This is a genomic window from uncultured Pelagimonas sp. (assembly GCF_947498515.1).
In the GTDB taxonomy this organism is placed as follows: Bacteria; Pseudomonadota; Alphaproteobacteria; order Rhodobacterales; family Rhodobacteraceae; genus Pelagimonas.
Genome location: NZ_CANMKO010000008.1, coordinates 104,982 through 130,175, shown reverse-complemented (window position 1 = coordinate 130,175; position 25,194 = coordinate 104,982). Strand labels below are relative to the sequence as shown.

24 protein-coding genes are annotated in these 25,194 nt (G+C 56.9%); 14 read left to right on the top strand and 10 right to left on the bottom strand.

The genetic code is table 11. The features are described 5' to 3' along the window. Positions 1-2 precede the first annotated feature (2 nt). Positions 3-980 (bottom strand): hypothetical protein, encoded by a 978-nt coding sequence (locus Q1A43_RS15835; protein WP_299922698.1) that lies wholly within the window; start codon positions 978-980, stop codon positions 3-5. Between the two features lie 318 nt (positions 981-1,298). Here Q1A43_RS15835 and Q1A43_RS15830 point away from each other — a divergent pair, with 318 nt between their 5' ends. From Q1A43_RS15830 to Q1A43_RS15810, 5 genes are all read left to right on the top strand, one after another. Further along, the gene (locus tag Q1A43_RS15830) at positions 1,299-2,132 is read left to right on the top strand and encodes a thymidylate synthase (protein ID WP_299922699.1); all 834 of its coding nucleotides are present in this window, start codon (positions 1,299-1,301) and stop codon (positions 2,130-2,132) included. A gap of 16 nt (positions 2,133-2,148) precedes the next feature. After that, positions 2,149-2,631, top strand: coding sequence for a dihydrofolate reductase (locus Q1A43_RS15825; RefSeq protein ID WP_299936751.1), 483 nt, complete (start codon positions 2,149-2,151; stop codon positions 2,629-2,631). Between the two features lie 131 nt (positions 2,632-2,762). Then, complete coding sequence (locus Q1A43_RS15820) at positions 2,763-3,086, top strand: hypothetical protein (RefSeq protein WP_299936748.1); 324 nt, start codon at positions 2,763-2,765, stop codon at positions 3,084-3,086. Positions 3,087-3,424: 338 nt separating this feature from the next. Continuing rightward, complete coding sequence (gene parE, locus Q1A43_RS15815) at positions 3,425-5,383, top strand: DNA topoisomerase IV subunit B (RefSeq protein WP_299922702.1); 1,959 nt, start codon at positions 3,425-3,427, stop codon at positions 5,381-5,383. 57 nt (positions 5,384-5,440) lie between these two features. Next, positions 5,441-6,133, top strand: coding sequence for a hypothetical protein (locus Q1A43_RS15810; RefSeq protein WP_299936745.1), 693 nt, complete (start codon positions 5,441-5,443; stop codon positions 6,131-6,133). A gap of 6 nt (positions 6,134-6,139) precedes the next feature. Here the strand turns inward: Q1A43_RS15810 and Q1A43_RS15805 are convergent, their stop codons facing one another. Further along, positions 6,140-6,562 carry a cytochrome c gene (locus Q1A43_RS15805; protein ID WP_299936742.1) on the bottom strand — a complete coding sequence of 141 codons (423 nt, stop codon included), beginning with the start codon at positions 6,560-6,562 and terminating at the stop codon, positions 6,140-6,142. Between the two features lie 636 nt (positions 6,563-7,198). Here Q1A43_RS15805 and Q1A43_RS15800 point away from each other — a divergent pair. From Q1A43_RS15800 to Q1A43_RS15785, 4 genes are all read left to right on the top strand, one after another. Beyond that, positions 7,199-15,112: a Hint domain-containing protein gene (locus Q1A43_RS15800; RefSeq protein ID WP_299936739.1), complete on the top strand. Its 7,914-nt coding sequence runs from the start codon at positions 7,199-7,201 to the stop codon at positions 15,110-15,112. Positions 15,113-15,197: 85 nt separating this feature from the next. Further along, a complete protein-coding gene (locus Q1A43_RS15795; protein WP_299936736.1) occupies positions 15,198-15,968 on the top strand; it encodes an AraC family transcriptional regulator in 771 nt (256 codons plus the stop codon). A 62-nt stretch (positions 15,969-16,030) separates the two neighbouring features. Next, on the top strand, positions 16,031-16,432 hold the full coding sequence (locus Q1A43_RS15790) for a VOC family protein (protein ID WP_299936733.1): 402 nt from the start codon (positions 16,031-16,033) through the stop codon (positions 16,430-16,432). Next, entirely contained in the window at positions 16,432-16,752 is a 321-nt protein-coding gene (locus Q1A43_RS15785) for a DUF1801 domain-containing protein (RefSeq protein ID WP_299922709.1), read from the top strand. Before Q1A43_RS15790 ends, Q1A43_RS15785 begins: the two co-directional genes overlap by 1 nt. Here the strand turns inward: Q1A43_RS15785 and Q1A43_RS15780 are convergent. The 3 genes from Q1A43_RS15780 to Q1A43_RS15770 form a co-directional block, all read right to left on the bottom strand. Then, positions 16,749-17,990 carry a lytic murein transglycosylase gene (locus Q1A43_RS15780; RefSeq protein WP_299936731.1) on the bottom strand — a complete coding sequence of 414 codons (1,242 nt, stop codon included), beginning with the start codon at positions 17,988-17,990 and terminating at the stop codon, positions 16,749-16,751. The two genes, Q1A43_RS15785 and Q1A43_RS15780, sit on opposite strands and share 4 nt — an antisense overlap. Before the next feature lie 111 nt (positions 17,991-18,101). After that, complete coding sequence (locus Q1A43_RS15775) at positions 18,102-18,362, bottom strand: succinate dehydrogenase assembly factor 2 (RefSeq protein WP_299922712.1); 261 nt, start codon at positions 18,360-18,362, stop codon at positions 18,102-18,104. Then, positions 18,355-18,783 (bottom strand): helix-turn-helix transcriptional regulator, encoded by a 429-nt coding sequence (locus tag Q1A43_RS15770; protein WP_299922714.1) that lies wholly within the window; start codon positions 18,781-18,783, stop codon positions 18,355-18,357. The genes Q1A43_RS15775 and Q1A43_RS15770 overlap by 8 nt, the downstream gene beginning before the upstream one ends. Before the next feature lie 86 nt (positions 18,784-18,869). Between Q1A43_RS15770 and Q1A43_RS15765 the strand changes: the two genes are divergently transcribed. Continuing rightward, positions 18,870-20,072, top strand: a complete 1,203-nt coding sequence (locus tag Q1A43_RS15765) for a pyridoxal phosphate-dependent aminotransferase (RefSeq protein WP_299936729.1) — start codon at positions 18,870-18,872, stop codon at positions 20,070-20,072. A 9-nt stretch (positions 20,073-20,081) separates the two neighbouring features. Continuing rightward, positions 20,082-20,483 carry a hypothetical protein gene (locus Q1A43_RS15760; RefSeq protein WP_299936726.1) on the top strand — a complete coding sequence of 134 codons (402 nt, stop codon included), beginning with the start codon at positions 20,082-20,084 and terminating at the stop codon, positions 20,481-20,483. 318 nt (positions 20,484-20,801) lie between these two features. On the opposite strand, the gene Q1A43_RS15755 is transcribed toward Q1A43_RS15760, so the two are convergent. Next, positions 20,802-21,077, bottom strand: a complete 276-nt coding sequence (locus Q1A43_RS15755) for a hypothetical protein (protein WP_299936723.1) — start codon at positions 21,075-21,077, stop codon at positions 20,802-20,804. Positions 21,078-21,184: 107 nt separating this feature from the next. Continuing rightward, positions 21,185-21,646, bottom strand: a complete 462-nt coding sequence (locus tag Q1A43_RS15750) for a YHS domain-containing (seleno)protein (RefSeq protein WP_299936721.1) — start codon at positions 21,644-21,646, stop codon at positions 21,185-21,187. A 78-nt stretch (positions 21,647-21,724) separates the two neighbouring features. Between Q1A43_RS15750 and Q1A43_RS15745 the strand changes: the two genes are divergently transcribed. The 3 genes from Q1A43_RS15745 to Q1A43_RS15735 all read left to right on the top strand — a co-directional run bounded on the left by Q1A43_RS15745 (position 21,725) and on the right by Q1A43_RS15735 (position 23,209). Continuing rightward, positions 21,725-21,967: a hypothetical protein gene (locus Q1A43_RS15745; protein WP_299936718.1), complete on the top strand. Its 243-nt coding sequence runs from the start codon at positions 21,725-21,727 to the stop codon at positions 21,965-21,967. 27 nt (positions 21,968-21,994) lie between these two features. Next, positions 21,995-22,324, top strand: a complete 330-nt coding sequence (locus tag Q1A43_RS15740; protein WP_299922720.1) for a hypothetical protein — start codon at positions 21,995-21,997, stop codon at positions 22,322-22,324. A gap of 90 nt (positions 22,325-22,414) precedes the next feature. Continuing rightward, a complete protein-coding gene (locus Q1A43_RS15735; protein WP_299922721.1) occupies positions 22,415-23,209 on the top strand; it encodes an inositol monophosphatase family protein in 795 nt (264 codons plus the stop codon). Between the two features lie 61 nt (positions 23,210-23,270). Here the strand turns inward: Q1A43_RS15735 and Q1A43_RS15730 are convergent, their stop codons facing one another. Genes Q1A43_RS15730 through Q1A43_RS15720 form a run of 3 tightly spaced genes read right to left on the bottom strand, consistent with a single transcriptional unit; the run spans position 23,271 to position 25,178 of the window. After that, on the bottom strand, positions 23,271-24,065 hold the full coding sequence (locus Q1A43_RS15730; protein ID WP_299936715.1) for a phytanoyl-CoA dioxygenase family protein: 795 nt from the start codon (positions 24,063-24,065) through the stop codon (positions 23,271-23,273). Between the two features lie 10 nt (positions 24,066-24,075). Beyond that, positions 24,076-24,444, bottom strand: coding sequence for a GFA family protein (locus Q1A43_RS15725; protein WP_299936712.1), 369 nt, complete (start codon positions 24,442-24,444; stop codon positions 24,076-24,078). Continuing rightward, positions 24,441-25,178: a rhomboid family intramembrane serine protease gene (locus Q1A43_RS15720; protein ID WP_299922726.1), complete on the bottom strand. Its 738-nt coding sequence runs from the start codon at positions 25,176-25,178 to the stop codon at positions 24,441-24,443. Before Q1A43_RS15720 ends, Q1A43_RS15725 begins: the two co-directional genes overlap by 4 nt. Positions 25,179-25,194 lie beyond the last annotated feature (16 nt).

Here is a 25,194-nt window from a genome sequence, read left to right as displayed (position 1 = left end):
CTCTACCTAGTGGCAATAAAGCCGCCGGTTTCGCGGACTTGCACCTCTACATAACTGCCGGTGTCGGGGTCGATGCCAATCGGGCCAGAGCCCTCAACAACAACCACACCAGCAATTTCTTCGCCATTTGGTCCGGCAAACAAGCCATCCCAAGAGCCGCTGGCACCCGCCGTTGTGCCATTGTCGGTGTAGACCGTCGCATCGGCCGAGGCGATCGTCCAGTTGTCAAAGTTGATGTCGGTGTCGGTCAAGGTGATAAAATCGCCTACCCCATCAAGGTCGCTGATTTGCACGCCATTGGCGTCAAAGAACGAGCGATCCGCGATATAGCCGCCGACAACACCGGTATCATCAAAATCCTCGGTGTCGACGCGCAATGTGGCCGTGCCCGATACATATTGCATGATCGATCCGCTATCGGGATCAATGACCGTCCGCACAGCCGCATATTCACCAGTAAACACATAGGTTTGCTGATCATCGGGGAGCGCGCCAGAGCCGCTCAAACGCTGTGCCGCCGCGGCGCCGTACCCAAAGCTTACATAGCTTTCGGTGCCTGCGGTTCCGACCTGGCTATAGCCGCTGTCCGATACTCGAAAGACGGCGAAATAGCTCGCTGGGCCGCTGGCATTTCGGTAGACGTTAAAGTTCGACGACCCGAAATTGTCCGAGATTGTCTTGTCGACTTCATAGATATTGTCGTCGCCGTCAAACGGCATGTTGTTCAGCACCAGTTCGCCGGTGTCTGCATCAAACGACATCTCATTCGCGGTCAGCCGATCATTGTTCAGGCTATCCCCGAACACATTTGAGCTGTCCTCGCCATCCCCGTCGCCGGTCGTCGGCTCATCGGGGGTGGTGTTTTCGTCGATAAGGGTAGTGTCATCGGGATCCAGATCGGTGATCGGATTCGATCCTTCCCCACTTGCACAAGCGGCAAGGACGCCCGCACACGCGAGCGCTACTAAATTGCGATACATCTGACTGCCTCAGGTCTTGCCCGTTTTATATTTTGTAAACAGCCTGCCTGCCCAACCCCCCGTTAGTCAATCATCTTTGCCGCCTTAGGGCCATGATTTCGCCGCAACTGAGGCAAATCTGTCGCCCATATATCGCGTTCCCCCACCCGCTCCCCCCATATATAGTGCCACACGACTCATCTCGTGGGAAAGGAATCGCCATGCCCGTCTTGCCCCAACAACAGGCCCCAAGGTCTGTCTCTGGCGCAGGCTTGGCCTTTTCTTTCTGCGCCGATTGGATGATGTCCGATTTCAAAATCACAAAAGGCGAGGGTCAAGTTGCAGCAATATCATGACGCTTTAAAAACCATTCTGGACTTAGGCGAAGAGTCGAGCGATCGCACCGGCACCGGCACTCGGTCCTATTTTGGCATGCAATCGCGCTACCGGTTGGCGGATGGCTTCCCTTTGGTCACCACCAAAAAGCTGCACCTCAAGTCGATCATCCATGAGCTGTTGTGGTTTTTGTCCGGCGACACCAACGTGCGCTATTTGCAGGAAAACGGCGTATCGATCTGGGACGAATGGGCCGATGAAAACGGCGATCTGGGGCCGGTCTACGGATATCAATGGCGCAGTTTTCCAGCGCTGGAACCCACCGATCAAACGCGAGATGGCGCGCCTCTTTATGCGGCCGGTCGCGTCGATCAAATCGCTCAACTTGTTGATATGATTAAAAACGCCCCCGATAGCCGCCGCTTGATTGTCTCGGCTTGGAACCCCGCCGATGTGCCGCGCATGGCGCTGCCTCCGTGCCACACCATGTGGCAGGTGCGCGTGCTCAACGGCAAATTGCACCTGCAACTCTATCAACGCTCGGCCGATATGTTTCTTGGCGTGCCCTTCAACATCGCGTCTTATGCCCTGCTGCAGGTGATGCTAGCCCATGTGACCGGCTACGAACCCGGTGATTTTATTCACACTTTGGGCGATGCCCATATCTATTCCAACCATAGGGATCAGGTGGAGCTGCAACTATCTCGCACGCCAAAACCGCTCCCCAGCCTGCGGATCAAACGCGAGGTGGCATCGATTTTCGACTTCAAATACGATGATTTTGAAATCAACGGCTATGATCCCGACCCCCTGATCCGCGCCCCGGTTGCGGTATAAGAGAGGCGGTAAAACTATGATCACACTTATCGTTGCTCGCGCCCTAAATGGCGCCATTGGCCGGGACGGAACCATTCCTTGGCATGTTCCCGAAGATCTCAAATCGTTTCAACGCGAAACCCTCGGTGGCGCGCTGATAATGGGGCGCAACACATGGGATAGCCTACCGGTGAAACCCCTGTCCAAGCGCCTGAATATCGTAGTGTCTTCCCAACCTGACGCGGCTGAACTTGTGGTTCCGTCCATTGCTGATGGTATCAAGTTGGCCTCGGATCGCGGCTATGATCGGGTCTATGGCATTGGCGGTGCACGCATTTACCAAGAGATGCTGGCGATTGCCGATCGTCTTCTGATCTCCGAAGTTGATCTTCAGGTGCCCGATGCCGACACGTTTTTCCCCGATTTCACAGCCGATGACTGGCGGGTTGCCAACGAACGGGTTTTGCGCGCCAGTGATCCAAACTGCATCGTAAAAGAGTATTTGCGCCGCGCGATGTAGCCCCTTTGTTGGGCCAAAACAGGGCGGCAGCCCCCATCCGCTGCGACATGACTTCCGTCGCTGCGGGTTGTGATTGCCAGCCCAGCCCTTTTCCCCCAAACGTGACCCTATTCGAATTCAAAGGTTGCGATATGAAACTCTTTCTCCTACCTGCCGCCGCGCTTGCTTTGTCTGCTTGCCAGATGTCCGTCACGGATGAGCCGCTTCCCAATAACCCCGAAGCGTTGATCGGCCGCACTTTGGTACACGAAGACGGCAATCTTACCATCAATCCCGATGGCACCCTTGGGGGCGACATTGAAGGCACGTGGGAGATCAGAAACAACCAATGGTGTCGTACCATCACCAAGCCCGAGCGCTTTGCTGATTCCAAATGTCTTGATGTTCGCGTCACTGGAAACAACGCACAAATCACTCGTGATACCGGGGCGTCCTTTACACTGCCGCTGAAATAAACACCCGGCGTCAAAGCGTACCCCAACTCCGTTTTTTCGCCCCCGTTAACCAAAAAAATCCAAGGTCGGTGTTTTGCCCGTGTGTTTCCTATCTGCGCTCGGGCAATCCCTCCTAAACTCGGATAGAATCGGACATATCGGCCAAGGGGGCTCCTCTGGGGCCCCAAAATCGCGGGGCCCAATCTCCCCCAAATGCGCTCTGTTTTGTACCAATTCGGCGTTGCTCTAGGGGCGAACCGTGCCATTTACCCGACCGTTCTGACCGCTAACGCCCTCTTTAATGCGCCGCGCAGGTCTGTCATAATGACCCCAAGCAACAGCAAAAATGAGCAGCATAAATGGCCGAAGATCTCCTGTCCGGTGGTGAAACTCCCGAATATGACGCCTCCTCAATTGAGGTGTTGGAAGGGCTGGAGCCCGTCCGGAAACGCCCCGGCATGTATATCGGCGGCACCGATGAACGCGCGCTGCATCACCTTGTGGCCGAGGTGCTTGATAACTCGATGGACGAGGCCGTGGCGGGCCACGCCAATCGTATCGAAGTCACCTTGATGGCGGACTATGCCGTTGAAATAAAAGACAATGGGCGCGGCATCCCAATTGACCCGCACCCCAAGTTTCCGGGAAAATCCGCGCTCGAAGTCATCCTCTGTACGCTGCACGCAGGTGGTAAATTCGGCGGCGATGCCTATGAAACCTCGGGCGGTTTGCACGGGGTTGGCGCATCGGTTGTGAACGCCTTATCCGATAGTATGGTCGTGCAGGTTGCGCGCAATAAAGAGCTTTTTGAACAACGGTTTTCACGCGGGATTCCCCTTGGTGGAGTCGAGAAAATTGGTGCCGCCCCCAACCGTCGCGGCACCACAGTCACCTTCCACGCAGACGAAGAAATCTTTGGTTCTCATAGGTTTAAGCCTGCTCGCCTCATGCAGATGGTGCGCTCTAAGGCCTATCTTTTCTCTGGAGTTGAGATCCGTTGGAAAACCGAAATTGATGATGGCACTACGCCAACGGAAAAGACATTTCACTTCCCTGGTGGTCTTGCGGACTACCTTACCGAAACGCTAGGTAAATCAACAACATATGCCGAGAAACCATTTGCCGGCGTTGTGGATTTTAAAGAGAAGTTTAACACGCCGGGCAAGGTGGAATGGGCCATCAACTGGACCCCATCGCGTGACGGGTTCATCCAATCCTATTGTAACACCGTCCCAACCCCCGAAGGCGGCACCCATGAGGCCGGTTTTTGGGCGGCGATCCTCAAGGGAATTCGCGCATATGGCGAGTTGGTGAACAACAAAAAGTCCAGTCAAATCAATAGGGATGACCTGATCACCGGCGGCTGCGCCCTTGTGTCCTGTTTTATTCGAGAACCGGAATTTGTTGGCCAGACCAAGGACCGGCTTGCCACAGTCGAGGCCCAGAGATTGGTCGAAAACTCGGTCCGCGACCATTTCGATAACTGGTTGGCATCAGATACAAAATCCGCTGGAGCGATCCTCGATTTCCTTGTTCTGCGCGCCGAAGAACGCCTGCGCCGTCGTCAGGAAAAAGAAACCGCGCGCAAGACGGCCACCAAAAAACTACGTCTTCCCGGTAAGTTAACCGACTGTTCCTCCAAGTCGCGGGAGGGCACCGAGTTGTTCATCGTCGAGGGTGACTCGGCCGGTGGCTCCGCTAAGGGCGCGCGCAACCGCGAGACCCAAGCTCTTTTGCCGCTCAAGGGTAAAATCCTGAACGTGCTTGGTGCAGCGTCAAACAAAATCGGGTCCAACGCCGAAATTCGTGATTTGTGTGAAGCACTTGGCGTCAGTGTCGGAACCAAATTCAACGTCGATGATCTGCGCTATGACAAGATCATCATCATGACCGATGCGGACGTTGACGGGGCCCATATCGCGGCGCTCTTGATGACGTTTTTCTACACTCAAATGCGCCCGATGATTGATACCGGACATCTTTATCTTGCTTGTCCGCCACTTTACCGACTGACCCAAGGGGCCAAGCGCATTTATGTGGCTGATGACGTGGAGAAAGAACGCGCATTGGAAAAAGGCCTTGGTGGCAAAGGGAAAATAGACGTGCAGCGGTTTAAGGGTCTTGGTGAAATGGACGCCAAAGACCTTAAGGAAACCACGATGGATCCGAAAACCCGCACCCTGATCCGGGTCACGATTGATGAGGATGAACCGGGAGAAACCGGTGATCTGGTCGAACGCTTGATGGGAAAAAAGCCAGAGCTGCGCTTCCAGTACATTCAGGAAAACGCCCGTTTCGTAGAGGAACTGGACGTTTAAGCGTGCGCCTGCATTGAACCGCTTGCCATTGCGTCTGTCTTAGGGGAACGTTGCGGCATGCGGTATATGTTGCTTTTTCTACTGGTTTTGACGGCGTGTGGGCGAGTGCTCACCCCGAACGAAACCGCTTATTTGCGCGCGATTCAAGGCGATCAGCTCGACACAAAACCGATCCGGATTACCAATGGCCATTTTGCCGGATCGGTTACTTATCAAATCCCAGTGCGGCCGCGCACGACGTGTCAGGAACGTATATGGCCGCCGCAGGACAAGGCGAAAACAGTCACTGTTTCACCGGCGGCATCGGTCGTCTTTAACAAAATCCTTTACCGCAAAGACCTTTATGCAAAGGATTTCATGCCCGGCTGGCCGGAAAAGATTGATCTGTTTTACGCGATGCTTTTTGCCCATGAGGCCACGCATGTCTGGCAATGGCAAAACCGGGACCGAACCGGATATCACCCGATCAAGGCATTGAAAGAACACGCAAATAGCGCCGACCCTTACTTGTTCGATCCTGACAATACCAAGGGGTTTCTTGACTATGGCTATGAGCAGCAGGGCTCAATCGTAGAGGAATACGTGTGCTGTCGTTTGCTTGACCCGTCGGCCCCACGCACAGCCCGGCTGCGCGCGATGATTTCCGATGAAATGCCGATTGACGGACTTGATCGCGCCTTGGGGCAGGGAGTGGTTAGACTCCCCTGGGACGGTGTTGAAACCGATGGAATTTGCCGTCAGACGCCTTAGTAACGATCACTCAACGCGTTGTATTTCCTTGATATACGCAACCAAGTCGACAACCGGTTGTGAGGTCAAAACCGGTTGCCCGGACGGTGCTTTCATCGGCACATCAAAGCTACCTTCGAAATAGTCCCCATAGACCGGCATGGGCGAGCCGTGGCTCACCAAGGGGTCACGCCCATCAATGCGTTTGACAACGCGTTCCAGCGGGAAGACCCCGCCATTTGCCGCCGTAAGCTCACGCAAATTGACGGGTTTAATCATCAAGACACCGGCCATCGGGCCATCACCGCGGCCTTCGAGGCCATGACAGGTGGCACAATGGGTGTGGTAGTGTGATCGACCAATATCAGCATCCTGAGCGATGGCAGGGGTCGTCAGGGCAAGTGTTGATAGGGCCAATGTTGACAGGGCCAGTCCGAGTAAAATGCGCATGGGTCATCCTCCTGTTCCACAGCTCACTATGGAGGAGGACGCATTAGGGTGCCTTGATCGGAGTCAAACCGCCCAAGCTAGGGGTGCGAAAAGAAATGCACTTTTTATCGAATTGGGTGAACCAGCCGGAGCAGGGAATGCCCCGGCTTACTCACACAATGCACCTGCGAAAGCGCAGCTACAGCTACCCGATACCGCCCTCGTTACCCGGCACGATGCCCTGAAAATGGGTTTTCGTGCAGCACAAGATGGGACTGTTAAAGACCCGAGAGCAAACTCCCGGTGGAACCTACATCAACCACCTTGTGATCACTTAAACAGGCAAGTGTTGAAATCTTCCTTACGGGCTTGGTGAAAGCCGATCCTGTCTTTGGAAGAGGGGGTGGCTGGCCGGTCCGAAGGGCCATGTAAATATCTATAAAACAACTACTTAAGGGTGGTTTTTCCCCAAATATCCGCTGTTCACCCAAGCGCAACAATGGCCGCAATGAGGCACCTCTGGTCACAAATACCACTATCTTTGCTCAAGAGTTCCGCATTCGTGCCGAAATCAGGGCGTTTCTAACACGTGAGAAAAGCCGTTTTCAGAACGGCTGGCCACGCAATGTGGTGGGTATTGAGGTTAGGAGCGCTGACATGGCGACGTATACGGTTACAACATCGAACTGGAATTCCACGGCTTTTTGGTCTGGGATCAACGAAGGCTCAGGCGGGCATACGTTGGACTTTTCCGGTTTGGGGTCGGGCTATAGCGTCGAATTTGATGTGTTCAACGGCGATATCACGCTATCCGATGGCACCGACACCTTTGTTGTCGGTGACGCGATTTCAAGCTCGGCCGACGCCTATATGGGCGGCTCAACGGTATTGACCAATTTCTCGACCGTTCTAGGGAGCGAGGGCGAGGATACCCTGATCTCTGGCACCGGAAGCGACACGCTCATTGGTGGCGGCGGGTCGGATACCTTTGTTGTTGGGGCTGGCAATGAAACCATCACTGGCGGTGAAACCGGCACTGATATGGACGTTGTCGATATCAGCGGTGCCGATGATGCTTTGAGCGTGACCTTTACCGGTAACGAAGCCGGGACATATAGCGATTCCGATGGTGATAGTGGTAGCTTTTCCGAGGTCGAAGGCTTTTTCCTTAGCTCTGGCGACGACAGCATCGATGCCTCGGCGGCGACAACGGATGGCGTCTTTGCGGTTGGACGCGATGGTGACGATAGCCTTACTGGTGGCGGCGGGGATGACACTTTCGTTGGCGGGGCCGGGGCCGATAGTCTAACCGGCAATGACGGCGCAGATAGCCTTTCGGGTGGTTTGAACGGCGATACGATTAGCGCGGGCGACGGGGCCGATAGCGTTGATGGTGGCTCTGGGAGCGACGATATCACCTTGGGCGCAGGCGATGACATCGCCGCAGGTGGGTCAGGGCGCGACACCATTTCAGGCGGTGAAGGCAACGACACGATTTATGGCGAGGATGCGGACATCGGGATTGATGCGGGCACCTTGGCCAGTTTTGATTTCTCGACCATTTCCGACAGCGGCAACACCGGCACCGGTGTGATTGGCGAATATGCCGTCTATGACAATATCGGTACAACCAGCGACGGCACCGTGGTTCAGGCGCGGATGACCGTATTGGACGCAGATGATCCCAGTATCGAGATAGATTTCCGTACCAACTCTGTTTACCTGAACGAAAATGCCGAGAGCGCAGCAGGGAGCGGCGTGACCTTGGGCTTTGAGTTCTTTGATCAGGCAACCGGCGAACCGATCCAGATCAGCGGCGGTTTTACCTTCCACGATGTAGACACCACAGCGGAAAGCGTCACCGCTTTGTCGGCCGATGTGACCTCGGTCACCCTGTCGGCTTCGCCGGTGTCCAACCTCACCGCGTCGGATAGCGGGGAGCAATTGTCAGCCGCCTCTGACAGCACCAGCTCTGGCAATGAGGACGAAAACCACTGGGCGCAGTTTACCTATGAAGGCCAGCAGCAGCTGGTGTTTGAGGTCACGTCGCGCGGGGCAGGCACGAACTACGCCTTTTCGACGGATGGGTTTTCCAACCCGGGCATAACCACCTATGCGACCCCTGAAAACCAGGACGACAGCATTGATGGCGGGGCCGGTGATGACCTCATCTATGGCATGGCCGGCAATGACACGTTGAATGGTGATGACGGCCAGGACACGCTGAATGGCGGTGTCGGTGACGATGAAATCGATGGCGGTGCCGACGCGGATGTCATCACCTTTGAAGATGGGTTTGGCGATGACACCGTAGCCGGTGGCGAATCCGTGACCACAGGCACAGATTTTGACCGCCTCGACCTTAGCGGTATCACCGGGAATGGCGTGAGCGTCACCTATAGCGGCGGCGAAGCGGGGGCGGTGACCTCGGGCACGGATAGCATTGATTTCACTGAAATCGAGGCCATGACCTTGACCGATCAGGATGATGTCGTGACCGGAGGGGCTGGGTCCGAAGTGATCGATGCAGGCGCGGGCGATGATAGCCTGAGCGGCGCGGCCGGGGCCGATGACCTAAGCGGTGGTGCGGGTGATGACAGCCTTGATGGCGGTCTGGACAGCGACACATTGGATGGCGGTGCCGGGCAAGATACGTTGATTGGCGGCGGTGGTGACGATGTCATGACCGGCGGTGACGATCAGGATACGTTCCGCATCGAAGATGGTTTTGGCAATGACACCGTAACCGGTGGCGAAGGCGGCACGGACGATGACACCCTTGACCTTTCGGCGCTCACTTCCGGTGCGACCGTCGACATGGGCGGTTCCGAAAGCGGCAGCGTTACCAGCGGCGCAGACACCATTAGTTTTGCAGAAATCGAACGCGTCGATCTTGGCGCGGGGCGTGACACGGTTGTTCTTGCCGATGGATCAGGCAGCGACACGGTTGGTGCCTTTGACCTGACCGATAGCGGCGACGGCAGTACCAATGATCAGTTGGATGTCACCGGCCTGACAAGCGACGGAGGCACAACGCCCGTCAATGTCGGCGATGTCGTGGTGAGCGATGATGGCAGCGGCAACGCGGTTCTAACCTTCCCCGGTGGTGAGGCGATCACCTTGGTGGGCGTCGCCCCGGCGGATGTGGATAGCACCGACGAATTGGAAAGCATCGGCATTCCGGCGGTTCCCTCGGCCTATGATTATGTGGTCGAAGGCACCGCAGCCGACGACACCATCGACAGCACCTATACCGGTGATCCGCAGGACGACATGATCGACGCGGGTGATCATTCCGATAGCTCCGACGCCGATCTGGTTTATGGCTATGACGGCGATGATCTGATCCAGTCCGGCGCAGATGCCGATACGGTTTATGGCGGCACCGGTGCCGACACGATCGAAGGCGGCTTGGGCGCGGATGACCTGCATGGCGATGCGGGGGACGACAGCATCAACATTGGTGGCGGCGACACGATCACCGGCGATGATGGCGACGATTTCTTTGCCGCTGATAACGCGCTTTTGGATGGCACAAGTGCCACGGTCACCGGCGGTGAAAACGCCGAAACCGGTGGCGATACGCTAACCTCGGGCGATTACACCGGGTCGGTCACGGTCAACCTTGCAGCGGGTGATCCCGAGGCGGGCACCATGCAGCTTGGCACAACCACGGTGAATTTCTCTGAGATCGAACATATCGACACGGGTGATGCCGGTGATAGCATTGTGGGCGGCAGCGGTGATGACACTGTGGCGACCGGCGACGGGGCGGATACCGTCGAGGGCGGCGCGGGCGATGATAGCTTTGATATCGGGGCCGGAGATGGTGAGGATGATCTGATCCGGATGAGCGACGGGGATGGCAATGACACCATCACCGGGTTCGAAGCGCCCACCGCGAATGGTGATGGCACTTATAGCCCCAATGATCTGTTGGACCTGAGCGGCTTGACGGATGATAGCGGCAATCCGATTTCAACCGAAGACATCGACGTCACCGACACAAATGGCGACGGTACGGGCGACGCGATCCTGAACTTCCCGGATGGCACGTCGCTCACGTTGGCCGGGGTTCCGGCGGCGGATGTCGAAGACAAGACCCAGCTTTTCGCCATGGGTGTGACTCTGTCACCGGGCGATTTCATTGTCGAAGGCACCGGTGGCGATGACCTAATTGATGAGGCTTATTCCGGTGACCCGGAGGGGGATTACATCAACAACAACGACCATTCCGACGGGTCGAATGACGATGTGGTCTATGCTGATGGCGGCAATGACACGGTGTTGTCGGGGGTCGGCGATGACAGCATCGAAGCCGAAGAAGGCGACGACAGCGTTGTGGCCGGGGATGGCGATGACACGGTGCGCGGTGGCGACGGGGCCGATACGGTTCTGGGCGGTGACGGCGATGACAGCGTGCGCGGCAATGATGGCGACGACAGCCTGATTGGTGGCGAGGGCAGCGACTCTCTCTATGGCGAGGTTGGCGAAGACTACGTCGAAGGCGGCGCGGGTGATGACACGCTCGAAGGCAATGAGGGCCAAGACACCCTTATTGGCGGGGCCGGCAATGACTGGATGCGCGGGTCCTATGACAACGATGCGCTTTATGGCGGCGAAGGCGACGATTTCCTTTGGGGTGGTTTTGGCGACGATACCTTCCACATCGAAAACAACTTTGGCAACGATACGGTGGATGCCGAAGGGGTCGCCGAAACCGATGGCGACACGCTTGACCTCTCTGCGGTGACGGACGCCCTTCGGATTGATCTCAGCCAAGCAAATGCCGAAGCGGGAACCGTCAGCGATGGCACCAGCACGCTCAACTTTGATGAAGTCGAAAACATCGTTCTAGGTTCGGGGACCGATACGTTGGTTCTCAAAGATTTGGGTGGGAGCGACACTGTCTCCGGTTTCGCCAGCCCAACCGACAACGGCGATGGCACCTATGGCGGTAATGACCTTTTGGATGTGACCGGCCTTCATGACGACGACGGCAATCTGGTGAACACCGATGATGTTGTGGTCAGCGATGATGGCAGCGGCAACGCGGTCCTGACCTTCCCCGGCATGGTGGTTTTGACGCTGGATGGCGTGGCCCCGACTGATGTGGCTACCCCGGCTCAGTTGAACGCCATTGGCATTCCGATGGGCAGCGTTCCTAGCAACGACTATGTGGTGTCCGGCACCGCGGCGGGTGAGGTGATCGACGCCGCCTATGGTGACGATCCGCATGGTGACATGATCGACAACGCCGATCATTCCGACGGCTCGGATGATGACAGCGTCGAAGCCGGTGACGGGGATGACACCATCCTTGCCGGTGCAGGTGACGATACGGTTCATGGTGGAGGCGGCGATGACGTCTTTGTATCGGATGCCGGTTTGGACAACGACAGTCTGATCGGTGGCGAAGCGGGTGAAACCGACGGAGATATTGTTGATCTGAGTGCGATCAGCGATGATCTGACGGTGGCCTTTAGCGGTGACGAAGTCGGAACCGTAACCGACGGCTCCGATACGCTCAGCTTTGAAGAGATCGAACAGATCGAATTGGGCGCGGGCGACGATAGCGTCACCGGCTCGGATGGCGCGGATAGTATTGCCGGGAATGGCGGTGCCGATACGATCACCGGCGGTGCCGGTGGTGATACGATTGCGCTGGGCGCAAGTGATGGCGTCAATGACGAGCTGATCCTGGATGATGGGTTTGGTGATGACATCATCGAAGACTTCGAAGCCCCAACCGACAACGGCGATGGCACCTATGGCGGCAATGATCAGCTTGACGTGTCGGCGCTTACCGATGCGGGCGGTGATCCTGTTGATACCGATGATGTCACCGTGGGCGATACCAATGGCGATGGCACCGGTGATGCGGTTCTGAGCTTCCCGAATGGTGAAAGCCTAACTCTTGTTGGCGTGCCCGTGGGCGATGTGAATAGCCCCGAACAATTAATCGCGCTTGGCATTCCGCTTGCGGCGGCCCCGGCGGACTATGTGGTGTCCGGCACCTCGGCGGGTGAGGTGATTGACACCGCCTATGGCGACGATCCGCATGGCGACATGATCGACAACGCCGATCACTCGGATGGCTCGGATGATGACAGCGTCGAAGCCGGTGACGGGGATGACACCATCTATGCCGCGCAGGGCGATGACACTGTGCATGGCGAAGGCGGCGATGATCGTTTCAACATCGAAGGTGGGCTGGACAATGACAGCCTGATCGGTGGCGAGACCGGCGAGACCCTTGGGGATGAAGTCAACCTGTCCGACCTCACCGATGATCTGACCGTGGCCTATAGCGGCGATGAGGTTGGAACCATCACTGATGGCAGCGACACCACAAATTTTGCGGAAATCGAACGGGTTGTTCTGGGCGCGGGCGACGATAGCGTCACTGGCTCGGATGGCGCGGATAGTATTGCCGGGAATGGCGGTGCCGATACGATCACCGGCGGTGCCGGTGGTGATACGATTGCGCTGGGCGCAAGTGATGGCGTCAATGACGAGCTGATCCTGGATGATGGGTTTGGTGATGACATCATCGAAGACTTCGAAGCCCCAACCGACAACGGCGATGGCACCTATGGCGGCAATGATCAGCTTGACGTGTCGGCGCTTACCGATGCGGGCGGTGATCCTGTTGATACCGATGATGTCACCGTGGGCGATACCAATGGCGATGGCACCGGTGATGCGGTTCTGAGCTTCCCGAATGGTGAAAGCCTAACTCTTGTTGGCGTGCCCGTGGGCGATGTGAATAGCCCCGAACAATTAAACGCGCTTGGCATTCCGCTTGCACCAACCGATCCGGGCCCAGTTGTCCCAAGCCCTGGTATTGTCGAAGGAGACGGCACGGATAATCTGATTGACGATGCCTATGTCGACGATCCCGATGGCGACATGGTCGATCATGGGGATGGCCCAAGCGGTGGCGACATTGACACGATCACCGCCGGTGCGGGCGATGATACTGTTCTTGCTGGCGACGACGACGATAGCGTTCTTGGTGAAGCTGGTGACGATGTTCTGAACGGCGAGGCCGGTGATGACACGCTCGACGGCGGCGATGGCCGCGATACCCTAAATGGGGGTGCGGGCGACGACGAGATGTCGGGCGGGGCCGAAGAAGACTTCTTTACCCTGTTGGATGGTTTTGGCTCCGACACGATTGACGGTGGCGAAACCGGAACCGACCAAGACACCATTGATGCCTCGGGCCTGAGTGGGCCACTGACCGTGACCTACACAAGTGACGAGGCCGGGACGATCAGCGACGGCACCGACACCGCAACCTTTGGCAATATCGAAACCATTCTGTTGAACGGCGGTGATGACGATCTGGACGGATCGGGCACAACCGAAGGCATCGGCGTCGAAGGCGGCGACGGCTCTGACCATGTGAGAGGCGGCGTCGGCGAAGACACCCTTGCGGGTGACGACGGTGATGACAGGGTTTCGGGGCTGGATGGCGACGATACGCTAACGGGTGGCGCGGGTCTTGATACCATCGACGGTGGCGAGGAAAACGACCTTGTCGACGGCGGAGATGACGACGATCTCTTGGACGGCGGCCATGGTGATGACACCGTGCTTGGCGGATCAGGCGATGATACCCTGATGGGGTCGGGTGGCGACGATCTGCTAGATGGCGGCGACGGGGATGATACCCTTTCGGGCGATTCTGGCGCAGACACCGTGAGCGGCGGCGCGGGGGATGACCGCTTGTTTGTTGGCGCGGGTGATGATGCCAGCGGCGGAGACGGGGACGATACCTTTAGCGCCACCGCGAGTAGCATGGCAGGCGGTGACGCAACCGTGACCGGTGGAGAGGGCGGTGAAACGCTCGGCGATACGCTGAACATCTCCGGCCCTGCAACGATCACCATGACCGGAGACGAGTCCGGCAATGTGGAATGGATGGATGGGTCAATGCTGACCTTTTCCGAGATCGAGGAGGTCAACTACGTGCCCTGTTTCACGCCGGGAACCTTGATCAAAACCGTCCGCGGTGAGGTTGATGTGGCCGAGATTGCCAAGGGCGATGTGATCCTGACGCGCGACAACGGCTATCAAACCGTGCGCTGGGCCGGGGCCAAGGTTTTGGATGGCAATGACATCGCCACCAATCCGGCGCTGCAACCGATCCGCATCGCCAAAGGCGCGCTTGGCAAAGGCATGCCAGAGCGGGACATGGTCGTCTCCCCGCAACACCGCGTGGTGATGTCTGGCTACGCGATTGAGCTATTGTTCGGCGAAGACGAAGTTCTAGTTGCGGCGACGCATCTAGTGGGTCGTCCGGGCATTAGCCGCGAATGCCCCACGGTTGGCGTGACCTATGTGCACTTTATGTTTGATCGCCATGAATTGGTGATGTCGGATGGCACTTGGACCGAAAGCTTCCAACCCGGTGATCTGTCTTTGGCGGGGCTTGATATGGACCAGCGCGAAGAGTTGTTGATGCTCTTCCCACAGCTCGTGTCCCCCATGGGGCGCGAGGCTTACGGCGCGGCGCGCATGTCACTCAAAGCCTATCAGGCGCGCCTTTTGGCCGAGGTTTAATCACTGTCAGATACACCCAAAAGGGGCGGGGGAAACCTCGCCCCTTTTGGCTTGTGTTTGGAGGCGGCACGCGTAGTTTGCTGCCATGCCAGTGCCTCAGGGATATCAAGAAACCGATCCGCTTCCCGCCAGCGGGGCCGAGACGTTTTGGACCTATGTCGCAAGCGAGGTCGGCCAGACTTTGATCTTGCCGGATGGGCGTTGTGACGTGATTTATCATGGGCGTTTACAAGGTGATGTCATTGTCGACGCCACCCCGGTTTTGACCGGCCCGGCCACAACCAGCTTTCCAGTGACCTACCAACCCGGAGATGTCTGGGTCGGTGTTCGCTTGCAACCTTGGATGGCTTTGTCGGTTTGGGGCGCGGGGCTTGCGGGCGCCCGTGATCAGGTTTTGCGCGGGCCCGACGCCACTGCGGCCTTGCCGGCGCTGACCCCGCAAAACCAGCCCGAAACGATTGCCGATCTGCAAACCGCATTGGAAGCGTTGGAGAACAAGTTGGAACGGGCAGGGCGCGGCGACCTTCCTGAAAATGCGCTGTCGTTGATCCGCTTTTCGGGCGGGCAAATCGCGATACATGATCTGGCTGCACAATTGGGCCTGTCAGAACGTCAATTGAACCGCCGGTTTGCGGCGCAAGTGGGATTACCCCCCAAGCTCTATGCCTCGATCATCCGGTTTCATCGTGCGCTGCGCCTGATCCGCGATCTTGGCCTATCGGCAAGTGAGGCGGCCTATGAGGCGGGCTATAGCGATCAGGCCCATTTGATCCGCAGCTTTCGGCGTTTCGGTGGGTTTTCCCCCGCGCATATTCCCACCGCGATGAGCCTGCCGGGGTTTTCCAAACTCGCATAAATCGGGTGCGATATGTCCGAAATCTTCAATCGGGTACTGCTTGGCTTTGTTAAAAAACCATTATGAAACTTGGATATACAATCATTTACGTCACCGACGTGCCCGCAACGGTCGCGTTTTATGAAACCGCATTTGGGCTAAAACAGCGTTTTATGCACGACAGCAAAACCTACGCCGAAATGGAAACCGGTGCGACGGCTTTGGCCTTTGCAGATGAAAGCGCGGTTGAGCTCAACGGTTTGGCCGTCGCGCCCAACCGCTCCGGCGCTTTGGCAGCGGCTTGGGAAATCTGTTTGATCCCCGATGATGTTTTGACAGCTTTTGATCGCGCGATCGAAGGCGGGGCAACCCCGGTGGCAGCGCCCCAGCAAAAGCCGTGGGGGCAAACCGTGGCCTATCTTCGCGACCTGAACGGGTGCATTGTTGAACTGGCATCTGAAATAGATGGGGACAATTTGGGCTAATGGATAAGACGGTCGAAAAAGAGTTGGACGCGGCAGTTGTCGAGATGGTGCTCGAAATCTGCCCCGATGTGGATTTTGTCCCGAAATATGGCGGTAAGCTATTTGAGGCCGTGGCCGGGGACGCCGACAGCCAATTTGGTGGCTATTTCTTTTACAAAAACCACATGAGCATTGAGTTCACCCATGGGGCCGATTTGCCAGACCCGAGCCATATCCTGCAAGGGTCCGGCAAATTTCGCCGTCATGTCAAAATCACCACGTTGGCCGAGCTGGAAAACCCTGCCATCCGCCAGCTCATCACGCTGGCGGCCAAGGTTTAACGCAGCATCGACAAAAGCGATGGTGATGGGGTTCCGGTGATCGGCAAACCCTTAGATTTTTCAAACCCGCGAATGGCCGCTTCGGTTTTCTTGCCGATGACCCCATCGGGGCGACCTGCGTCAAAACCGGCGCGGGTCAACCCGCTTTGCAGGGCCTTGCGCTCTTCCAAAACCAAACCGTATTTGTCGCGGCCAAAGGGCGTTTTCAAAGGCCCGCCACCGGCCAGACGGCTTGCCATATACCCAACGCCTAACGCGTAGTTGTCGGACGGGTTGTAACGTTTGATCATGTTGAAGTTGTGGAACACCAAGAACGCCGGTTTGTCGCGCCCCATCGGGGCAAGGATCGCCGCCGAACCGTGATCAGGAAGGCCACCACCAGCCGCCGCTTTGACCCCCAAAGACCGCCAGCTATCAACGCTGCGCTTGTTGCGATGGCCGATCCCGGCGTCAAAGCCCGAAGGGAGTCTGACCTCAAGCCCCCAAGTCCGCCCTTTTCTCCACCCGGCTTTTTGCAAGAACCGCGCGGTGGTTGCAAAGGCATCAATCGGGTTGTTGCTCCAAATGTCGCGCTTGCCATCGCCGTCAAAATCAACCGCATGTGATTGATAGGCATCAGGAATAAGCTGGGTATGCCCCATGGCCCCGGCCCAACTGCCAACCAATTGGCTTGGCTTGGCGTCGCCCGATTGCACGATCCGCAAGGCGTTCATCAGATTGCTTTCAAAGAAGCGCCCGCGCCGCCCTTCCCAAGCAAGGGTCGAGGTGGCCGAGATCACCGGAATTGTGCCGCGTTTGGTGCCAAAATAGCTTTCAAGGCCCCAGATCGAGGCGAGAAATTCAGACGGAACGCCATAGCGCGCTTCGACCTGAGCAAGCGCTTGGCGTTGTCCGGCATAGGCATTGCGCCCAATGCTGACCTTTTCTTCGGGGGCGACAATGGCAAGGTAATCTTCGAGCGAGCGTTTGAATTCGGTCTGGTTGCGGTCGCGGTCGATCACGCCAGGCAAATAGCCCTGACCCCGAAATGCTGCGGTCAATGTCGCGTTGGAAATCCCGCGCGACGCCGCGCGTTTTTTGAAGGCGGCAACCCATTTGTCATAGGACGCATTGGGTTGCGGCAAGAACGCCGGATCAACCTTGCTAGAGGATGCGACCTGCGCGGTGCCGCCACCGCTACAGCCGGTCAGGACAAGGGCCGAAGCCCCCAAAGTGAACGTGCGTCGTGTGACCTGCATGATGTGCCCCGATACTCAAAATACCTGTTTCAGAAATAGGTTATCACAGCTCGGTACCGGGACGGAATCCGCAATCATAGGGCAGGCGCACGGAAAGCGGCGGAAATATGCTTAGCCGTTGGCGGCGATCCGGATGATATCGGCAACCATAGGTTCATGTTCCGAGGGCGATGGTTTTTGCTGCGAAATCCACTGGTAAATGTCTTGATCATTTTCATCCAGAAGCGCCTCATAGGCGTCGAGTTCCGCATCGGATAGATCGGCCAACCGTTCCGCCGAATAGCGCATCAACAAGATGTCCATTTCCTTGGTGCCACGACGCATGGAACGCATATTTAATCGGCGCAGGCGGGTGTCGCGGGTCTCAGACATTGGTCGTTTGCTCCTTTAGCAAAATGCGCAGTTTCTTTTCCAACAACCCCAACCGATCGGTACGCGATTTGAATTCGGCCCGAAGCGATCGGATTTCGGTCAGCACAGCGTTGACATCAGGGGCGATTGTTTCCTCTTCACCCGGCTCAGAGACGCCTTCGCCTTCGCCGGTGATCAGCCAGACCATCGACACGTTTAAAATCCCGGCCATCATCGACAAACGGTTGGCGCGTGGTTCTGAGAGGTCCTCTTCCCAGTTTTGCAGGCTCTTGAGCTTGACGCCCAATCGTTTGGCCAATGCGCCTTGTGTCATGCTGGCGGCTTCGCGGGCGGCGGCAAGCCGGTCGCCAAAGGTCGCGGCCTCCGGCCCATACCAATCGACGTCTGTATCAGGGGCTAATGGATCAATACTGTCGCTCATGGTGAAAAATTCTCCGTTTCGGACCGCTTGATCGGGACCCGGTGGCAAACTATGACATGAACGGCATTTATACAAACAGGTGACCTATGTCCTTTCTGTCGCAGACCCTTGACCGCGTGAAACCATCTCCAACGGTGGCGGTGACGCAACTGGCGGCCGAGCTTAAGGCCGCGGGGCGCGACGTGATCGGGCTTGGGGCCGGTGAGCCGGACTTTGACACGCCGGACAACATCAAGGCCGCTGCCGTGGCCGCGATTGAAGCGGGCAAGACGAAATACACCGCCCCCGACGGGATCATTGAGCTGAAAGAAGCGATTTGCGCCAAGTTCAAGCGTGAGAACGGGTTGGACTATACCCCCAAGCAGATCAGCGTCAGCACAGGCGGCAAGCAGGTCTTGTACAACGCCTTGATGGCAACCCTGAATCCCGGTGATGAGGTGATCATTCCGGCCCCCTATTGGGTGAGTTACCCGGATATGGTGCGTTTGGGCGGTGGTGAGCCGGTGATTGTCGAAGGGGAACGTCAGCTTGGCTACAAGATCACCCCCGAAGCGTTAGAAGCGGCGATCACCCCGAAAACCAAGTGGTTTATCTTTAACTCACCCTCTAACCCAACCGGGGCAGGGTATTCGCGTGACGAGTTGAAGGCTATCACCGAGGTGTTGATGCGCCACGACCATGTTTGGGTGATGAGCGATGATATGTATGAACATCTCGCCTATGATGGGTTCGAATTCACCACCCCGGCGCAGATTGAACCACGTCTCTATGACCGCACTTTGACGGTGAACGGCGTGTCCAAAGCCTATGCCATGACCGGCTGGCGGATTGGCTATGCCGGTGGGCCCGAACATCTGATCGCGGCGATGCGCAAGATCCAAGGCCAGTCGACCACCAATCCATCAAGCATCAGCCAATGGGCCGCCGTAGAGGCGCTCAATGGCCCTCAGGACTTTCTTGCCGATAGGGCCGAGGCGTTCCTGCGGCGCCGCAACCTCGTGGTTGAGATGTTGAACGCCTGCAAGGGGATCACCTGTGAAACACCCGAAGGGGCGTTCTATGTGTATCCGTCGATTGCGGATTGCATGAACACAACCTCAGCGGGTGGCGCAAAAATCGCCACAGACGAGGATTTCTGCAAAGCATTGCTGGAAGAGGAAGGCGTAGCAGTCGTTTTTGGCGCAGCTTTTGGACTATCACCCAACTTTAGGGTGAGTTACGCTACGTCCGACGAGGCGTTGAAAGAGGCCTGCACCCGCATTGCCCGTTTCTGTGACGGTCTATCCTAAGGAGCTGATATGACAAGCGAGCTTCCTGAGTATTACTACCGCATCCGTGAAAACGGCGCGGCGGTTTTTCGTGTTGATACGGAGAACCGCCAGCGCCGGATTGAAATGGAACAAATCGCGGTGATCAACATGAACAAGGGCGAGATCAAGCCCCATGGTGATCGCGAATTAAGCCAAATGGACCAAAAGGAAATCAAGCGTTGGATGGCCGAACGCAAGGCGCTTTTGGCGATGCGCGACATCGACGATATTCATCGCGCGGTGGACTACATGAACACCACAACGCAATGGGCGCAATCCAAGGCCAGCCCTGAGCAGCTCGAAGAAGTGACGGATTCCTTGCTACTGGCAATGCATGATTTGCGCACCGTGCTGGTCCGCAAAAAGGCGGATCGTTTGACGAAAGGCTGACATCTGGCACGCCGGAGCCATCCCCCTGCCGGGCAAAGCCCGTTCGGCTTGGGGAAACCTATTGGCATTCTCCCCATGATCTTGCCCGGCGCTTCCTCCATACATGGATCAAATGTCATGGGAGGGAAGAGATGCTAAATCGTCCAACTTTGCCAACACCCGCGCGTCAGAGCTTGTTTCCCCTGTCGCCGGGGGCGCTGCGAACCTTGCTTGAGCGCTACGGCTCTTAACGCCGACGTTTCATAAACCATGGCATCGGCGGTGATGTCATTGCGGGCCTGTACCAGTAAAAACTGGACAGGCCTGTTTTTTGTTGGATTAGCTGCCTTGCAACTCGGCGCGGGCTTGGCTGCGCAAGTCATTAACAAGATCGGCATTGGCCTCTTCCCAGCTTTTGAAACCGCGATAACCCAAGCGGATTTGAGCGGCGCGTTCCGAGCTGCCCAAAGGGGCCGGGGTTTCGTCGATAAACTCAAGCTTGAGACGTTCGTAGTTGGCCATGCATTCGGTGACTTCTTCACGGGTTAAACCGCGCATCGCGGCCGCCTGATCACACATGTAATAAAGGCTCAGCAGGGACAAAATAGGGGTCATGGTGCTCTCCTTTGGGGGCGAAATGAGACCCCCAAAAGGTGGCAAAAATCCCCTGCGTTATGGTTAACGCACCGGTCGCCACCCTTTGGTGCCCCGAGATCAAAGGGTTATCCCAAAATGCCCGGCCAATTGGCTTCGCCCTTGGCGATATTGCCCGGAACATCCTTGAGCCACAATTCACGGGCGCGCAGATTGGCGTTCAGATAAAGTTTACCGTCATAAAGCGTCCAGGCTTCGGGCATCGTTGGCGCGACATATCCCAATGAGGCGGCATAGGCGCAATACCCGCCAAACTGTGGTGCATAGGCGGTTGGATTGGCCTTGAATGTTTCGGCATTGGCCGCCGAGGCAAAATGCCATTCGGCTCCGTTCCACGACACCGCATGAGACGCCGAGCCCGCGACCGGGCCGTTGTTGTCAAAATAGGCAACGGCGTCTGATCCGTCGATGGCAATGCCACCTTCGGCATAAATGGCCGGTTCTTTGGCCAATGCGGCGCGGGTCGACAGGATCAAAGCAGGGGCGGCAAGGGTCAGGCCAAGAAGAGAACGGCGGGTCATCTGGGTCATTGTGGGGCTCCGGTGTTGGTGTCTGTGTTACCAAAATGCGCGACATGGACGGTTTGCAAAAGACCCGGTCAAGCGGCTGTGATCACCCGTGTGATCAAGGCGGCAAATGTTTCAACATCGCAAATTGCGGCGGTTTTTCATCCTTTGGGTGCTGGGCCAAAGTGGGATTCGCCTATGGCGACAAGGCACCAAACATCCGAACTTTGGGCATTTATGATCGAATTTAGCGGAAAGAGTTCGGCTTTCCCCCTGTTTTTAGGGCTTTTTCGTATGAATAAATTGACTATTGCGCCGGTATTGGTAGCTTGGACAAAACACTGAATTAACCAGTCTTGAATGGGGGATATCATGCGTATTGCACGTATTTTCGTGGCGGCAGCCGCAATGGCCGTTTCTGGCTCGGCCGCTATGGCTTGGGGCGACATGTACATGGGGGATGCCACGCATAACCCGAATTCCAACGCTTTGGTGCATTCCTATAACGCACCCAATTACTGCCCTGCTGGCCTTCAGCCGGTTATGGCGGGTGGTGTGATCTGCTGCGGTACGCCGAATGCGGGTGCCTATGTTGACCGGCCGGGCAAAGTGCGCCGCGCGTCGACACCAAAGCCTAAATATCGCGCACCTGCGGCACGCGCTTATGCGCCCGCCGGCGAAAAGGGCGTTGTTTACCGCTAAGGCGCTTATCCCTTGGCTTTTGTCGTCAGGCCGCGTATATGCGCGGCCTGATCGCGTTTCACCACCACATTTTATTCACGGGGCCAAGCCATGCAAGGCAGTGCAAATCTAAACATCATGATCAAAGCCGCGCGCAAGGCGGGCCGTTCCTTGGTCAAGGATTTCCGTGAGGTCGAGAACCTCCAGGTTTCGATGAAGGGGGCCGGTGATTTTGTCAGCCGCGCGGACATCGCGGCGGAAAACACCCTCAAGGAAGAGCTGTTGGGCGCGCGTCCTACATATGGCTGGCTGGGTGAAGAAAGCACTGAAATCGCAGGCAAAGATCCGACCCGCCGTTGGATCGTTGACCCGCTCGATGGCACCACGAACTTTTTGCACGGGCTACCGCATTGGGCGATTTCGATTGCCTTGGAACACAAAGGTCAGATCGTGTCGGCGGTGGTGTTTGACCCGGCCAAAGACGAGATGTTCTTTGCCGAAAAAGGTGCGGGCGCTTGGTTGAACAACTCGAACCGTATTCGCGTGTCGGGCCGTAACCGGATGATCGAATCCGTCTTCGCCACCGGTGTGCCCTTTGCCGCGAAGCGTACCTTGCCCGCCACGCTCAAGGATTTGGCCCGTTTGATGCCGCAATGCGCTGGCGTGCGGCGCTTTGGGTCGGCTGCGCTTGATTTGGCCTATGTGGCCGCTGGCCGTTACGATGGTTATTGGGAGCGTGAGCTCAACCTTTGGGACATCGCAGGTGGCTATTTGATCGCTCAAGAGGCCGGTGCGTTGATCGAAGGCATCCGCAAAGATCAAAACCCACTCGAAAGCGGCAGCTTGATCTGCGCCAACAACGATATCTTTTCCAGCTTTGCGAAAACTATTCGCGACCCCAGCTAAGCCAGTTTAGCGGCGGGGTTGCCTTGCGACGGCGACCCCAAGAACCGGCCAACCACCCGTGTCATGTCTGATCTAGAACCGGAAACCAATCATCGCGCAGGCGTTGACCCGGTGTCATGTCATGACCGGGGAAGGGGGGCGAAGTTTTGCCCGGACGTTCGACATAGCGTGCGTCATCCCCCAAGAGCCGCAGAGAAAAGGCGCGACGGCGGTGATCGGTGGTATTGCCGCGCGCGCCATGCAAGACACCATAGTTGAACGCAACCGCGTCACCCGGTTCCATCGGCCATTCCAAAACTGTCATTCCCTCGGCATCCGGGTCCGGCACCGGCATGTAGGTGTCTTCGTCGGGATAAAAGTTCTCCTCAGATAACCAGCGCGTCGGCAAAACCGGCTTGTCCCAAAGATGCGAGCCAGCCACGCATCGCAGCGAGGCCTCGCGCACCGGATCAAGCGGAGACCAGAAGCTAACGGTTTGACGCCCCTCGACAAAATAATATGGGCCGTCTTGATGCCATGGGGTTGGCTTGGAAGTTCCCGGTTCTTTGACCAACACATGTTCGTGGAACAATTGCACTTGTTTTGACTGCATCAGATCGGCGGCCACGGCGGCAGCGGGGCCATTGCGGATCACATCCTCAAACTCTGGAATCCGTTGCCAGTTGCAATAGTCATCAAAAAATCGACCTGCCTCACCCTTGTGCAGGTTCTCGGCGGCATAGGGGCCGGGATTGGTCATATTGCGCTCAACACCGGCACGTAGGGTGTCGACCTGATCGGCCCAAAGCCCCTTGATAAGGGTGACCCCGTCGCGTTGAAATTGATCAATGTGATCTTGTGTGACAAGCGGATGCATAGCGTGCCTCTTAGGTGTCGGATGGGTGATTGACGCCATCCACCCATGAAATTGGTTCCATATCGACGGGGTTAACCCCTTCAATTGCATACAGGTTTACCCCATATTCATTCGGGTTTGAGCGGCGTTGGTGGTACATGTAAATGCCGCAGACCGAACAAAAGTGATGTTTGGCGGTATGGGTGTTGAAACTATAAAGGCGCAACGCCTCTTGGCCTTTGATCACTTTGATCCCGCCTAATGGAGCCGAGACAGCCGGAGCACCGCGACGACGGCAAAACGAGCAATCACAGCGCCTTGCCGTGTTAAAACTATCGGTGAGGGTCACGCTTAACTCGATGGCTCCGCAATGGCAGGTGGCTTTGACTGGGTCACTCATCTTTTCTTGATCCTAGGTACGCGGGTTTGTGAATAATCGGTTTCGGGGTGGGGCGGATGGCCGTGGTGGACCCGCCAAAAACGTGTGCCGCCAAGGCGCAAAAACGTCGGGATAGTTAGGACGAGCCCGGCGACAAATCCGCCCGCATGCGCCCAATAAGCGACGCCGCCACCGTTGGGATCGGACCCGACACCGCCAATCAACTGCATGCCAAACCATAGTGCCAGCATGATCCAAGCAGGCACCGGGAAGATTTTGAAGATGATGATCAGGATCACCAGAATGTCGATCTTCGCCTTTGGGTAAAGCAACAGGTAACCGCCCATCACCCCGGCAATTGCCCCCGACGCCCCAACGGTGGGCACATTGGAATAGGGGGCGGAAAGATAGTGGATTAACCCAGCGGCGATCCCCGCCGCCAGATAGAAGGCCAGAAAGCCAACATGGCCCATCTCGTCTTCTAAGTTGTCGCCAAAAATGAACAGGAACAGCATGTTCCCGGCCAAATGGGCAAGGCCGCCATGCAAGAACATGGAGGTCACCAATCCGGTGAAGCCATTGCCCTCGCTTAGGAAAATCGGGACAAGCGCGTAGTCGGCATAAAACTGCAAAAGCTCGCGAGGCGAGGCCGAAAGATGCCAAGTTGAGACAAAGACAACGACATTGATGATGATCAACGCATAGGTGACATAGGGCGTTCGGCCAGACGGGTTGTGATCGCGAATTGGAAACATATCGCGAGAGTGGCAG

Excerpts from the sequence above, each read along its gene's own strand:
- Q1A43_RS15835 (WP_299922698.1), bottom strand. The coding sequence starts at position 980 with ATGTATCGCAATTTAGTAGCGCTCGCGTGTGCGGGCGTCCTTGCCGCT.
- Q1A43_RS15825 (WP_299936751.1), top strand. The coding sequence starts at position 2,149 with ATGATCACACTTATCGTTGCTCGCGCCCTAAATGGCGCCATTGGCCGG.
- Q1A43_RS15820 (WP_299936748.1), top strand. The coding sequence starts at position 2,763 with ATGAAACTCTTTCTCCTACCTGCCGCCGCGCTTGCTTTGTCTGCTTGC.
- parE (WP_299922702.1), top strand. The coding sequence starts at position 3,425 with ATGGCCGAAGATCTCCTGTCCGGTGGTGAAACTCCCGAATATGACGCC.
- Q1A43_RS15810 (WP_299936745.1), top strand. The coding sequence starts at position 5,441 with ATGCGGTATATGTTGCTTTTTCTACTGGTTTTGACGGCGTGTGGGCGA.
- Q1A43_RS15805 (WP_299936742.1), bottom strand. The coding sequence starts at position 6,562 with ATGCGCATTTTACTCGGACTGGCCCTGTCAACATTGGCCCTATCAACA.
- Q1A43_RS15800 (WP_299936739.1), top strand. The coding sequence starts at position 7,199 with ATGGCGACGTATACGGTTACAACATCGAACTGGAATTCCACGGCTTTT.
- Q1A43_RS15795 (WP_299936736.1), top strand. The coding sequence starts at position 15,198 with ATGCCAGTGCCTCAGGGATATCAAGAAACCGATCCGCTTCCCGCCAGC.
- Q1A43_RS15790 (WP_299936733.1), top strand. The coding sequence starts at position 16,031 with ATGAAACTTGGATATACAATCATTTACGTCACCGACGTGCCCGCAACG.
- Q1A43_RS15785 (WP_299922709.1), top strand. The coding sequence starts at position 16,432 with ATGGATAAGACGGTCGAAAAAGAGTTGGACGCGGCAGTTGTCGAGATG.
- Q1A43_RS15780 (WP_299936731.1), bottom strand. The coding sequence starts at position 17,990 with ATGCAGGTCACACGACGCACGTTCACTTTGGGGGCTTCGGCCCTTGTC.
- Q1A43_RS15775 (WP_299922712.1), bottom strand. The coding sequence starts at position 18,362 with ATGTCTGAGACCCGCGACACCCGCCTGCGCCGATTAAATATGCGTTCC.
- Q1A43_RS15770 (WP_299922714.1), bottom strand. The coding sequence starts at position 18,783 with ATGAGCGACAGTATTGATCCATTAGCCCCTGATACAGACGTCGATTGG.
- Q1A43_RS15765 (WP_299936729.1), top strand. The coding sequence starts at position 18,870 with ATGTCCTTTCTGTCGCAGACCCTTGACCGCGTGAAACCATCTCCAACG.
- Q1A43_RS15760 (WP_299936726.1), top strand. The coding sequence starts at position 20,082 with ATGACAAGCGAGCTTCCTGAGTATTACTACCGCATCCGTGAAAACGGC.
- Q1A43_RS15755 (WP_299936723.1), bottom strand. The coding sequence starts at position 21,077 with ATGACCCCTATTTTGTCCCTGCTGAGCCTTTATTACATGTGTGATCAG.
- Q1A43_RS15750 (WP_299936721.1), bottom strand. The coding sequence starts at position 21,646 with ATGACCCAGATGACCCGCCGTTCTCTTCTTGGCCTGACCCTTGCCGCC.
- Q1A43_RS15740 (WP_299922720.1), top strand. The coding sequence starts at position 21,995 with ATGCGTATTGCACGTATTTTCGTGGCGGCAGCCGCAATGGCCGTTTCT.
- Q1A43_RS15735 (WP_299922721.1), top strand. The coding sequence starts at position 22,415 with ATGCAAGGCAGTGCAAATCTAAACATCATGATCAAAGCCGCGCGCAAG.
- Q1A43_RS15730 (WP_299936715.1), bottom strand. The coding sequence starts at position 24,065 with ATGCATCCGCTTGTCACACAAGATCACATTGATCAATTTCAACGCGAC.
- Q1A43_RS15725 (WP_299936712.1), bottom strand. The coding sequence starts at position 24,444 with ATGAGTGACCCAGTCAAAGCCACCTGCCATTGCGGAGCCATCGAGTTA.
- Q1A43_RS15720 (WP_299922726.1), bottom strand. The coding sequence starts at position 25,178 with ATGTTTCCAATTCGCGATCACAACCCGTCTGGCCGAACGCCCTATGTC.